The following is an 11,719-nucleotide window of genomic DNA, read 5'->3' on the forward strand; positions in this document are numbered from 1 at the left end:
CCCCATGAAGGGCCGCGAGGCGCACAAGCTTCAGATTTCCCACGCCCAGCCGACAACCTGCATACGCTGCCCCATATGGCCGCTTGCCAGCCCACGGGACATGATGCACCCTTGCTCAACGCGCCGCCGCTTACCTGCGGCATACCGCGCCAACCGCCTTGTTCAAGCGAGTCTTCGATGAAAAGCCAACCCGATGCCGCCAGCCGTGTGGCGGCCGAGGTCGTGACGCAGTTACCCGTGCCCTCGCGGCTCGGGATGCTGCGTTTCGAGCGGCTGAACGAAGCCAGTTGGGCGATGCTCTACCTCGACCCTGGCTGCGATCGCCAGTTCGGCCTGCCCGCGGCCGAGCTCTGCGCTCTGATCGGCTCGCCCTATGCCAGCCTCATGGAGCCTGAAGCGCGCTACAAGCTGCATGACGAGATCCAACTGCAACTGGCGCGGCGCAACCACTACCGCGTGCGCTATACCCTGCACGCGGGCTCCGGGCCCCTGCGCTTGCTGGAAGTCGGCGAGGCCTACAAGCAGCACAATCGCCAGCTGCTGCGCGGCTACCTCACGGTGCTGGACGACCAGGCCGAGGAAACTCCAGGCCAGGACGCAAACGATCTCGAGTCACGCAACAGCCGCCTGCAACTGGCCCTGCAACTCAACCAGCGCGCCCAGCGAGAGCAACTCGAACACCTGGAGCGGGTGCGTGCCCAGCAGGACCTGATCCTGCGCCTGGCACGCCAGCGCTACAGCGCCAGCAACTCCTTGCTCGAAGCGGCTGAACTGATCACCCGTAGCGCCTGCGAAATCTACAAACTCGACTGCGCCAGCATCTGGTACCTCAACGAGCAACGCCTGGAGCCGATCACCGCCTGGTTCCAGCACGAGCAGGCCCACCGCCTGCCGCAGCCGATCGACGCCAGCCACTACCCGGATTACCTCGACGCCCTGCACGCCAGCCGCGCCATCGACGCCCACAACGCCAGCCATGACCCACGCACCCGGGACATGGTCCAGGGCCTGCTAAATACCGCCGACAATGCCATGCTCGATGCCAGTATCCGCGTCGACGGCCAGGTAGTCGGCGTGCTCTGTCTGGAGCAGACTGGCCAGCCCCGGGCCTGGCAATCCGACGAAATCGCCTTTGCCGGTGAGCTGGCCGACCAGTTCGCCCAGGTCATCACCAACCACAACCGCCGCACCGCCACCAGCGCCCTGCACCTGTTCCAACGCGCGGTAGAGCAAAGCGCCAGCGCCTTCCTGCTGGTCAACCGCGACGGGGTGGTGGAGTACGTCAACCCAAGCTTCACCGCCATTACCCAGTACAGCACCGAAGAAGTTCAGGGCCACCACCTGGCCGAGCTGCCGGCACTGGAAAACCTCAGCCAGATCCTGTTCGACTCACCGTCGAGCCTGGCCATGGGCAACAGCTGGCAAGGTGAATTCAAGAGCCGGCGCAAGAGCCTGGAGCCCTACTGGGGCCAGTTATCGATTTCCAAGGTGTATGGCGACAACCGCGAGCTGACCCACTACATCGGCATCTACGAAGACGTCACCCAGAGCAAGCTTGCCCAGCAACGCATCGAGCGCCTGGCCTACACCGACAACCTCACCAGCTTGGGCAACCGCCCGGCGTTCATCCGCAGCCTCGACGAACGCTTCGCTCGCGACGGCGACATCCCGATCTGCCTGCTGCTGGTCGACATCGATAACTTCAAGCGGATCAACGACAGCCTCGGCCACCAGACCGGCGACAAGCTGCTGATCAGCCTGGCCCGCCGTCTGCGCAACAGCCTCAGCAGCGGTGGCAGCCTGGCGCGCTTTGCCAGCAACGAGTTCGCCGTGCTGCTGGACGACACCAGCCTCGAAGACGGCCAGAACATCGCCCAGCAGTTGCTGCGCACCCTCGACAAACCCATGTTCGTCGACAACCAGCTGATCAACGTCACCGCCTCCGTGGGCCTGGCCTGCGCGCCCCTGCACGGCGCCGACCCGCAGACCCTGATGAAGAACGCAGGCTTGGCCCTGCACAAGGCCAAGGCCAACGGCAAGCATCAGGTCCAGGTGTTCACCGAAGTGCTCAACGCCGAGGCCAGCTACAAGCTGTTCGTCGAGAACAACCTGCGCCGGGCCCTGACCCAGAACGAGCTGGAGGTCTTCTACCAGCCCAAGCTGTGCCTGCGCAGTGGTCGCCTGCTGGGCCTGGAGGCGCTGCTGCGCTGGAACCACCCCGAGCGCGGCATGATCCGCCCCGACCAGTTCATCAGCGTGGCCGAGGAGACCGGCCTGATCATCCCCATCGGCAAATGGGTGGTGCGCCAGTCGTGCCGCATGAGCCAGGAATTGCGCGAGGCCGGCATGGGCAACCTGCATGTGGCGATCAACCTGTCGCCCAAGCAGTTTTCCGACCCCGAGCTGGTCAGCTCGATTGGCGCCATTCTCAAGGAAGAAGCGCTACCCCCGCACCTGCTGGAGCTGGAGCTGACCGAGGGCCTGCTGCTTGAAGCCACCGAAGACACCCGGCGCCAGCTCGACGAGCTCAAGCAGCTGGGTCTGACCCTGGCCATGGATGACTTCGGTACCGGCTATTCATCGCTGAGCTACCTGAAGAAGTTTCCCATCGACATCATCAAGATCGATCGCAGCTTCATCAGCGAGATCCCCGCCAACCAGGACGACATGGAGATCACCTCGGCGGTGGTGGCCATGGCCCACAACCTCAAGCTCAAGGTGGTCGCCGAAGGCATCGAGACCTCCGAACAGCTGGCATTCCTGCGTCGCCACCGCTGCGACGTCGGCCAGGGCTACCTGTTCGACCGGCCAATCCCGGGGCGCGAGCTGGTCGACAAGCTCAGGCGCTACCCGCGCGGGCCGGTGGCCTGACAGGCGCGCAAACCTCGGGCACTATAGGGGCCATGTGGGCCTCTTCGCGGGCAAGCCCGCTCCTACAATGGCAGGCTGCAATGCAACCCTGCAGGAGTGGGCTTGCCTGCGAACAAGCCACAACCGCTCCCACTGTCAGACAGAGGAACAATCATGGTCCTGCGCTCGGAAATCCTCGTGAACAAAAACGTCCTGCCCACTGCCGAACAGGCCCTGCCCGGCCGCGAAACTCCCATGCCCCTGCCCGAATTCCACTACGTGTTCGAAGGCACCCCGCTGCTCGGCCCATTCTTCGAGGGCAGCATCGACTTCGCCATCTTCGGCCTGGGCTGCTTCTGGGGCGCCGAACGACGCTTCTGGCAGCGTGAAGGCGTGGTCAGCACCGTGGTCGGCTACGCCGGCGGCTTCACCCCGAACCCGACCTACGAAGAGGTCTGCTCGGGGCTGACCGGCCACACCGAGGTGGTACTGGTGGTGTTCGACAAGGACAAGGTCAGCTACCGCGAACTGCTGGCGATGTTCTGGGAACTGCACAACCCGACCCAGGGCATGCGCCAAGGCAACGACATTGGCACCCAGTACCGCTCGGCCATCTATTGCACCTCGCCCGAGCAACTGGAACTGGCCAAGGCCAGCCGCGATGCTTTCCAGGCCGAGTTGAACAAGGCCGGTTTCGGCGAGATCACCACCGAGATCGACCAGGCGCCGACCGTGTACTTCGCCGAGGCCTACCACCAGCAGTACCTGGCCAAGAACCCCGAAGGCTACTGCGGCATCGGTGGCACTGGCGTGTGCCTGCCGCCCAGCCTGCAGGGTAATTGACATGGGTATGGTGCTGTTCCATGCGCCGCTGTCGCCTTTCGTGCGCAAGGTCTTGCTGGTGCTGCACGAGACCGGTCAGCTCGACCGCGTACGCCTGCAAACCGTCAACATCAGCCCGGTGAGCGGTGACGAGCAGCTCAACCAGGACAATCCGATCGGCAAGATCCCGGCCCTGCGCCTGGAAGACGGTAGCGTGCTGCACGACAGCCGGGTGATCTGCGAGTACCTCGACAGCCAGCACGTCGGCAACCCGCTGATCCCCCACGAGGGCTCGGCGCGCTGGCGGCGCCTGACCCTGGCCTCCCAGGCCGATGCGATCATGGATGCGGCGGTGTCGAGCCGCTATGAAAGCTTCCTGCGTCCTGAGGACAAGCGCTGGGATGGCTGGCTGCAGGCGCAGTCACAGAAAATCCGCCGAGGCCTGGCGGATCTTGAGCAGCATCACCTGGCAGAGATCGCCTCCGGCTTCGATATCGCCGCGATCGGCGTGGCCTGCGCGCTGGGCTACCTGGACCTGCGCCAGCCGGAGTTCGGCTGGCGTGAAAAACAGCCTGGGCTGGCTGAATGGTATGCCCAAGTGAGCCAGCGCGCGTCGATGCTGGCTACCGTGCCGGTCGCCTGAAACCCCTTCGCGGGCAAGCCCCTCCCACAGACATATCCCCTCTGTAGGAGCCAGCCTGTCCGCGAATGCTTCACCCCGGCCTGGCAGGAAACAATGACCCCACCCGAACCGCCAGCCAGCGCCCGATTGCCTTGTCCTCTCTCATGCCGCCCTCCCCACCCGCGACCAGTCCAGCCGCCGGGTCAGCACCATGAACACGCCAAGCAAGCCAAAGCACAGCAGCGAGCCCATCAACAGCGCATAGTCCTCCGCGCTCAGCAGCCCGTAGAGCAGCCCATACAGCGCCGCCAACCCCGCCGCAAAACCCACCCCGCGTACCGGGCTGTGCAGCACATGGCTCAAGTAGAAGCCGATCAGCAGCACGCAGGCCCCTGCCGACAAGCCATAGGCCAGGCCAAAACCCAGGTGTTCCGACAGTGACAGCAGCAACAGGTAGAACAGCGCCAGCGCCGCCCCCACCAGCACGTATTGCATCGGGTGCACGCTGAGGTTCTTCAACACCTCGAACAGGAAGAAGCCGGCAAAGGTCAGCGCGATGAACAGCAGCGCATACTTGATCGCACGCTCGCTCCTGAGGTACTGGTCCACCGGATCGACGAAGCTCACACCGAAGGTGCGCCCACTGAAATCCGCGCACTTGTCCGCACCGGCGCATTGGCGCAGCGCGTCTTCCAGGTTGGTGGCAAAGAACGAGGTCTGCCAGCGCGCGGTGAAACCCTGGGCATCGACCTCACGGCTGGCCGGCAAGTAGCTGCCGATGAAGCTCGGATGGGGCCAGTTGGCGTGCATCTCGACCCGGCTGCTGCGCCCGACTGGCAGCACATGGAGTTGTCCGGTGCCCTGCAACGCCAGGTCGAAGGCATAGCCGAACTCGCGGGCAGCCTGGCCATCCAGCCCCGGCAGGGTGACGTGCACCCCACCGGCCATCCAGTCCAGGCCGGTTCCCGCTTCGAACGGCAGGCGCTGATCGTCGAGGCTCAGTTCCAGGGCATTCTCGATGCCTCGGATATCGCTGATGCCCACCACCATGAACGGCTTGTCGAACCGGTAGTCTTCGTAGTCCTTGTCGACGCCCCAGCGCTCAGGCAGCTTGAAGCGGCCACTGACACGGTTCCTGGCATGGAACAACCGCGCCTGGTAAATGCCGCGGGCGCGCAGTTCGGTATCGACCTGGCTGTCGACCTCGAAGGTTTCCGGCAGGAAGTACAGGTGGCCGCTGACGGTGCTGGTTTCCTGCACACTCTTGCCGTCCTTGTCGATCCAGCGGCGCTGGTACTTGCGGTACGGCACCACCAGCAGCGGGCCGCTGATCTGCTGGTCGAAGCTCGAACTCTGGGCGATGTTCTGCAGCACACCATCGCGCACGGCCTGACGTTCATCGATCAGGCCACTGATCATCAACAGAGGGATCAATAACAGCAGCATCAGCAGGACGATCATGCCGAGCTTGAAACTCAGGGGCTTGTTCATGGGGCTTTGGCTCTAGTTGTGATGGGCGCAGCTTGCGCCGCGCACATGGAGCCGATAGGGAGGGTTTGTGCAGATTGTGTGGAGATGACGAGGCGGACAGCAGGAATCAGCTCACGCGCCGCGCAGGCAGCCACAGCCTGACCCGCACCCCGCCCTCGACGTTATCCACCGCCAGCGCTCCGCCATGCAGTTGCATCACTTCCTCGACAAAGTTGAGCCCAAGCCCGGTGCTCTTGCGTCCGGTGCCTGGCCGCGGCAGGGAATAGAAGCGCTCGCTGACCCGCTCGATGGCGTAATCCGGAATCGCCTCCCCCTGGTTGAACAGGCTCAACGCGACCCGATCGCCGTCGTGCACCAGCTCGAACGACACGGTGCCGCCTGCCGGCGTGAAGTCGAGTGCGTTGTCCACCAGGTTTGCCAGCGCCTGACGCAACAGGAAGGGGTCGCACAGCAACAACACACCGTCCGTCACCTGTTGCCTGATCTGCAATCCAGCACCGTCGATCCGCGTCGCATACCCATGCAGCAACTCGTCGACCAGTGCAGCGAGCGGCACCAGCTGTTCATCCTCCAGCGCCTGCATCTGCTCGACCCGCGCCAGATTGAGCAAGCGCTCGATCATCTGCTGCAAACGCTCACTCTCGCGTTCGATATTGCTGGCAAAACGCGCCCGCTGGTCATCCGGCATCGGCCCCTGCAACAGCTCGGAAGCCCCACGAATCGCCGCCAGCGGGCTTTTCAGCTCATGGGTGAGGGTATGCACATAGCGCTCGACATACGCCTTGCCCTCCAACTGTGTGCGCATGCGCTCCACCGCCGTGGCCAGTTGCAGCAATTCACCGCCCTTGTAGTGCGGCAGCGCCGCGCGCTCGCCCTCACTCACCGCCTGGGCGTACCGGGTGAGACGGCGCAACGACCGCGCCAGCCACCAGGACAGCGCAGCGCCCACCAACAGCCCAAGCACGATCAACCCCAGGCCGAGCGTCAGCAAACGTTGCTCGGAGCGGTCGATATAGGGCTGTAGCGAACTGTTGGGCTTGGCCACCGTCACCACACCGATGACCTGGCCGTTGTCCATGATCGGTGCCGCCACATGCATCACCGAGGTGCTTTCGTCGTCCGGGTCGCTGCGGGTCGAACGCGCGCCATATTGGCCGCGCAGGGTCAGGTAGACGTCGTTCCAGCGCGAGTAATCCTTGCCCAGGGCCTGCCCACTGGAGTCGAGCAGGACGATGCCCTTGGCGTCGGTGACATAGATACGGTGGCTGACCTGGTTTTTCGCCAGCCCCCAGATATCCGCACCTGGGCGGCGCTGCCCGTAGGATTCGAGTACTTGAGGCAGACGACTTTGCCCAAGCGTGCCGGCCTTTACGTCATCGTGAAGGATTTCTGCCAACAGGTTGGCGGTGTCCACCAGGGTTTCCTCGGAAGACTGGCGCACCACCGGGCGAATCTGTTCGCGCACGGTATTGAGCAGGAAGTAACCCGACAACCCGACGAACAGGAAGTACACCAGAAAGATCCGGATCCCCAGGCGCATCAGGCGTGATCCGGGCTATAGCTATAGCCCAGGCCGCGATGGGTCTGGATCGGTTCGGCATCGCCAGACACCAGGCGCAACTTGGCGCGCAGGCTCTTGATGTGGCTGTCGATGGTTCGCTCGTAACCGGCATCTGAAGCCACGCCCAGCCCGTCGAGCAATTGCTCGCGGCTGAACACCCGACGGGGTTGCTCGAGCAGGCATTGCAGCAAGCGGAATTCATGGCGAGTGAGCGTCAGCGCCTGGCCACGATAGAGGATGCGCATCCCCAGCGTATCGACCTCGAACAGCTTCGCATCGACTGCCGTCTCGGCTCTGGGCGCCATGCGCTTGAGGATTGCCCGCACCCGCGCAGCCACCTCGCGCGGGCTGAACGGCTTGACCACATAGTCGTCGGCACCGATTTCCAAGCCTACGACCCGGTCGATCTCACCATCGCGGGCACTGAGGAACATCACCGGCACCTCGCTGAAGCGGCGCAGCTGGCGGCAGGTTTCGAAACCACTGATATCTGGCAGGCCGATGTCGAGGATGACCAGGTCGGCCGGGCGCTGGCGCATCTGTTCGAGCGCGGCGCTGCCCAGGGTCACCCAGGCGGTGCTATGGCCGTCGGCCTGGAGGGCATAGACCAGGGTGTCGGCGATGGCGGACTCGTCTTCGACGATGAGGATGTGGGGCATGGGTGAGGCTCTGAGGGGCTGGTCGTCGATTGTCTGACCGAGCCCCTTCGCGGGACAAGCCCACTCGCACAATTGCAGGCTGACGCTGCAGCTGCGGGGATCGGGCTTGCTTGCGAGAGGCCAGGCCGGACGATCAGCAGTCCGGCTTGTCTGCCGTATACCGCCGTGCCGGGTTCACCGCCGCCTTGAACTCACGCAGCGCCTTGGCGCCGATCAGCAGCGGGTAGTTGAAGTTGCTGCGGTCGGTCAGGTTGACCTCCACCGTGCGCTTGACGTCGCCCAGGCACAGCTCCAGGTCCACCACCGGACGGCGGGCAGCCTCGGCCGGTTCGTCCTCGTCTTCCTCATCGCCTGAGCGGGCCTTGATCTTGCTGATGCGCGCCACCTTGTGTTCATAGACCTTGCCGTCGGCATCCTTGGTCGCCAGGCGGAACCGCACCCAGTCCTCGCCGTCGCGGGTGAAGGTCTCGATATCCTTGGCCGACAGCGATGCGGTCAGCGCGCCAGTATCCATCTTGGCCTTGAGGGTCTGGCCGATCTCGGGGAGCTTGATGTACTCATAGCGGCCATAGAGTGTCGGCTCGGCGGCCATCACCGGCAACGCCAGCAGCGACAGGAGGGCAAGCAGTGGTTTCACGGGAAGCATTCCTTGAGATGAGACAGTGCTTAGACTACGCGGGGAGGATAGGTTCGTTGTCACAGCCTATCCAACATAATGTGAAACATTTGTACCTTCCATTGGGCACTGGACGTTTGGCGTAGGACGTTACCCTGCTTATCATTGCCAACCGCAAATCTCACACAACACTTTCATACAACAAGAGTCTCCTTATGCGTCGCCTGCTGACCGGCATCCTTACAACTGTCCTGCTGCTGCTCAACACCCTCGTGTTGATCTGCCCGCTGATGGTCTTCGCCCTGCTCAAGCTGGTGCTGCCCGGCCGTGGTCGCGACTATGCCTCCTGGGCGGTGATGTGGATCGCCGAGACCTGGTCGGAAATCGACAAGGCCATCTTCGCCCTGTGCATCCCCACGCAATGGGACATCCGCGGCATCGAGACGCTGAACGCGAACACCTCCTACCTGTGCGTCAGCAACCATCAGAGCTGGGTCGACATTCCCGCACTGATCGAAAGCCTCAACCGCCGGGTGCCATTCTTCAAGTTCTTCCTCAAGAAGGAACTGATCTGGGTGCCACTGCTGGGCCTGGCCTGGTGGGCGCTGGACTACCCGTTCATGAAGCGCTACAGCAAGGCCTTCCTCGACAAGCACCCCGAGCTCAAGGGCAAGGACCTGGAAATCACCAAGGCCGCCTGCGAGCTGTTCAAGCGCCAGCCGGTGACGGTGGTCAACTACCTCGAAGGCACGCGCTTCACCGAAGCCAAACGCGAACAGCAGCAATCGCCGTACCGCCACCTGCTCAAGCCCAAGGCCGGCGGTGTCGCCTTCGTGCTCGCCGCACTGGGCGAGCAACTCGACGCCCTGCTCGATGTGACCATCGTCTACCCCGGCAACAAGGCCCCAGGGTTCTGGGACCTGCTCAACGGCAGCATCAGCCGGGTAATCATCGACATCCGCGTGCGCGAGCTGGACCCGGCATTATGCGAAGGCGACTACGAGAGCGATCCGGCGTTTCGCCAGACCGTGCAGGCCTGGGTCAACCAACTGTGGGAAGACAAGGATCAACGCATCGAGCAACTGCGCGCAGAGTTGCGCTAAGGCTGGCGCTGCGCGGAACCTGCAGCAGCGTCAGACCGACGGCACCGCTGCCGCTGGGCTGCCCCACAGACTGCCCAGGTTCTGCAGCAATGACCCGCCAACCCCCTGCTGCCCCAGATACTGCAGGATCAGCGGCGCGAACTGGCCAATCATGCCGCTATCCATGCCCAGCGCCTTGAAGGCGCTGTCCAGGTCATTGCGATTCTCGACATTACCCAGGGCATTGCTCAGCGCCGACTGCTGCTGGCTGTTCTTGCCCAGCAGGTCACCCAAACCGCTCAAACCGCCCAAGGCGTTGGCACCGGACAACAGGTCGAGGCCCGGCACCGCCTTGGTCAGTTGACCGTATTGGTCGTTGCTCAGGTTGTTGCGCGCCAGCCCCAGCATGGCGCCGGTACCGCCAACAGCCTGTTCGGGAGTGATCTTCAACTGGCTGCCCAGGGTGTTGAGCAGATCAGCCTGCGCAGGCGGGGCCTGGACCTGGCCTTTCGGAGTCTGCATGGCCGAAACGGCGTTGGCCGCGTCGTTGAGGTTGAAGGCGAATACCGGGCTTGCGGCCAGGGTCATCAGGGTTGCCAGGGTAAGTGCTTTCATCGGAGGGACCTCGTCGGCCGGGATGGCCTGGGAAACGAGGCGTTGGACTGAGGGGGTGGAGCTTTGTTCCGGGGCGGATGTCGGTAACGAGCAAGCCCGCCCCCAAAGGCATTCTTCTCACCTGTGGGAGCGGGCTCGTCCCGCGATTGGGCCGCACAGCGGCCCCCAAAGACCTCAGGCAGCGCTGAAGGTCTTGTGCGGATCGATCACGAATTTCTTCGGCACGCCGGCATCGAACTCGCCGTATCCTTCCGGCGCCTGGTCCAGGCTGATCACCTGTACACCGACCACTTCGGCAATATTGATCCGATCCCACATGATCGCCTGCATCAGCTGGCGGTTGTACTTCATGGTCGGGGTCTGGCCGGTGTGGAAGCTGTGCGACTTGGCCCAGCCCAGGCCGAAGCGGATGCTCAGCGCACCGATCTTCGCCGCCGCGTCCACCGCACCCGGATCTTCGGTCACGTACAGGCCCGGAATACCGATCTTGCCGGCCACACGGGTGACCTGCATCAGCGAGTTGAGCACGGTCGCCGGAGCCTCGTGCTTGGCGCCTTCATGGCCGTGGCCGCGGGCTTCGAAGCCTACTGCATCGACGGCGCAGTCCACTTCAGGCTCGCCGAGGATGTCGATGATCTGCTCGTGCAGCGGCGTGTCCTTGGACAGATCGACCACCTCGAAGCCCTGGGACTTGGCGTGGGCCAGGCGCAGCGGATTGAGGTCACCCACGATCACGCACGCGGCGCCCAGCAGGCGTGCCGAAGCGGCAGCGGCCAGGCCGACCGGGCCGGCGCCAGCCACGTAGACGGTGCTGCCCGGGCCGACGCCCGCGGTGACAGCGCCGTGGTAGCCGGTGGGCAGGATGTCCGACAGACAGGTCAGGTCACGGATCTTCTCCATGGCCTTGTCGCGGTCGGGCAATTTCAGCAGGTTGAAGTCGGCGTACGGTACCAGCACGTATTCAGCCTGGCCGCCGGTCCAGTCACCCATGTCGACATAGCCGTAGGCACCGCCGGCACGGGCCGGGTTGACGGTCAGGCAGACGCCGGTATGCATCTCCTTGCAGGAACGGCAGCGCCCGCAAGCAACGTTGAACGGCACCGACACCAGGTCGCCGATCTTCAGGCGCTCGACATCACGGCCCAACTCGACGATTTCACCGGTGATTTCGTGGCCGAGCACCAGGCCGACCTGAGCGGTGGTGCGGCCACGGACCATGTGCTGGTCGGAGCCGCAGATATTGGTGGAGACCACCTTGAGGATCACGCCGTGCTCGATCTTCTTGCCGCGCGGATCCTGCATCTTGGGGTAGTCGATCTTCTGCACCTCGACCTTGCCTGCGCCGAGATACACCACTCCACGATTACCAGACATGCTTTTACCTCGCTTGATTTGTATTTA

Annotated in this window: 10 protein-coding genes; 4 read left to right on the top strand and 6 right to left on the bottom strand. The window is 63.8% G+C overall.

What is annotated here, in order from left to right:
• Positions 1–177: 177 nt before the first annotated feature.
• From VA602_RS12340 to VA602_RS12350, 3 genes are all read left to right on the top strand, one after another.
• Complete coding sequence (locus VA602_RS12340) at positions 178–2,871, top strand: putative bifunctional diguanylate cyclase/phosphodiesterase (protein ID WP_323453328.1); 2,694 nt, start codon at positions 178–180, stop codon at positions 2,869–2,871.
• Between the two features lie 153 nt (positions 2,872–3,024).
• Positions 3,025–3,693 carry a peptide-methionine (S)-S-oxide reductase MsrA gene (gene msrA, locus VA602_RS12345; protein ID WP_323453329.1) on the top strand — a complete coding sequence of 223 codons (669 nt, stop codon included), beginning with the start codon at positions 3,025–3,027 and terminating at the stop codon, positions 3,691–3,693.
• Between the two features lie 7 nt (positions 3,694–3,700).
• On the top strand, positions 3,701–4,315 hold the full coding sequence (locus VA602_RS12350; protein ID WP_323453334.1) for a glutathione S-transferase: 615 nt from the start codon (positions 3,701–3,703) through the stop codon (positions 4,313–4,315).
• Between the two features lie 141 nt (positions 4,316–4,456).
• Here VA602_RS12350 and creD read toward each other — a convergent pair whose 3' ends face one another.
• The 4 genes from creD to rloA2 all read right to left on the bottom strand — a co-directional run bounded on the left by creD (position 4,457) and on the right by rloA2 (position 8,642).
• The gene (gene creD, locus VA602_RS12355) at positions 4,457–5,785 is read right to left on the bottom strand and encodes a cell envelope integrity protein CreD (RefSeq protein ID WP_323453330.1); all 1,329 of its coding nucleotides are present in this window, start codon (positions 5,783–5,785) and stop codon (positions 4,457–4,459) included.
• Positions 5,786–5,891: 106 nt separating this feature from the next.
• Positions 5,892–7,325 carry a two-component system sensor histidine kinase CreC gene (gene creC / locus VA602_RS12360; RefSeq protein WP_323453331.1) on the bottom strand — a complete coding sequence of 478 codons (1,434 nt, stop codon included), beginning with the start codon at positions 7,323–7,325 and terminating at the stop codon, positions 5,892–5,894.
• Entirely contained in the window at positions 7,325–8,005 is a 681-nt protein-coding gene (gene creB / locus VA602_RS12365) for a two-component system response regulator CreB (RefSeq protein ID WP_112897147.1), read from the bottom strand. The genes creC and creB overlap by 1 nt, the downstream gene beginning before the upstream one ends.
• 133 nt (positions 8,006–8,138) lie before the next feature.
• A complete protein-coding gene (gene rloA2, locus VA602_RS12370) occupies positions 8,139–8,642 on the bottom strand; it encodes a retropepsin-like aspartic peptidase RloA2 (protein WP_054892157.1) in 504 nt (167 codons plus the stop codon).
• 194 nt (positions 8,643–8,836) lie between these two features.
• On the opposite strand from rloA2, the gene VA602_RS12375 reads away from it, so the two are divergent.
• On the top strand, positions 8,837–9,724 hold the full coding sequence (locus VA602_RS12375) for an acyltransferase (RefSeq protein WP_200602897.1): 888 nt from the start codon (positions 8,837–8,839) through the stop codon (positions 9,722–9,724).
• Positions 9,725–9,754: 30 nt separating this feature from the next.
• Here the strand turns inward: VA602_RS12375 and VA602_RS12380 are convergent, their stop codons facing one another.
• Complete coding sequence (locus VA602_RS12380; RefSeq protein WP_323453332.1) at positions 9,755–10,318, bottom strand: DUF2780 domain-containing protein; 564 nt, start codon at positions 10,316–10,318, stop codon at positions 9,755–9,757.
• A gap of 174 nt (positions 10,319–10,492) precedes the next feature.
• Positions 10,493–11,692, bottom strand: a complete 1,200-nt coding sequence (fdhA, locus tag VA602_RS12385) for a formaldehyde dehydrogenase, glutathione-independent (RefSeq protein WP_323453333.1) — start codon at positions 11,690–11,692, stop codon at positions 10,493–10,495.
• Positions 11,693–11,719: the final 27 nt, after the last annotated feature.

The sequence above is a fragment of the Pseudomonas machongensis genome, from assembly GCF_034961125.1.
Lineage (GTDB): Bacteria > Pseudomonadota > Gammaproteobacteria > Pseudomonadales > Pseudomonadaceae > Aquipseudomonas > Aquipseudomonas machongensis.

Bases quoted from the DNA above. Each gene is read 5' to 3' on its own strand.
- VA602_RS12340 (WP_323453328.1), top strand. From the start codon at position 178: ATGAAAAGCCAACCCGATGCCGCCAGCCGTGTGGCGGCCGAGGTCGTG.
- msrA (WP_323453329.1), top strand. From the start codon at position 3,025: ATGGTCCTGCGCTCGGAAATCCTCGTGAACAAAAACGTCCTGCCCACT.
- VA602_RS12350 (WP_323453334.1), top strand. From the start codon at position 3,701: ATGGTGCTGTTCCATGCGCCGCTGTCGCCTTTCGTGCGCAAGGTCTTG.
- creD (WP_323453330.1), bottom strand. From the start codon at position 5,785: ATGAACAAGCCCCTGAGTTTCAAGCTCGGCATGATCGTCCTGCTGATG.
- creC (WP_323453331.1), bottom strand. From the start codon at position 7,325: ATGCGCCTGGGGATCCGGATCTTTCTGGTGTACTTCCTGTTCGTCGGG.
- creB (WP_112897147.1), bottom strand. From the start codon at position 8,005: ATGCCCCACATCCTCATCGTCGAAGACGAGTCCGCCATCGCCGACACC.
- VA602_RS12375 (WP_200602897.1), top strand. From the start codon at position 8,837: ATGCGTCGCCTGCTGACCGGCATCCTTACAACTGTCCTGCTGCTGCTC.
- VA602_RS12380 (WP_323453332.1), bottom strand. From the start codon at position 10,318: ATGAAAGCACTTACCCTGGCAACCCTGATGACCCTGGCCGCAAGCCCG.
- fdhA (WP_323453333.1), bottom strand. From the start codon at position 11,692: ATGTCTGGTAATCGTGGAGTGGTGTATCTCGGCGCAGGCAAGGTCGAG.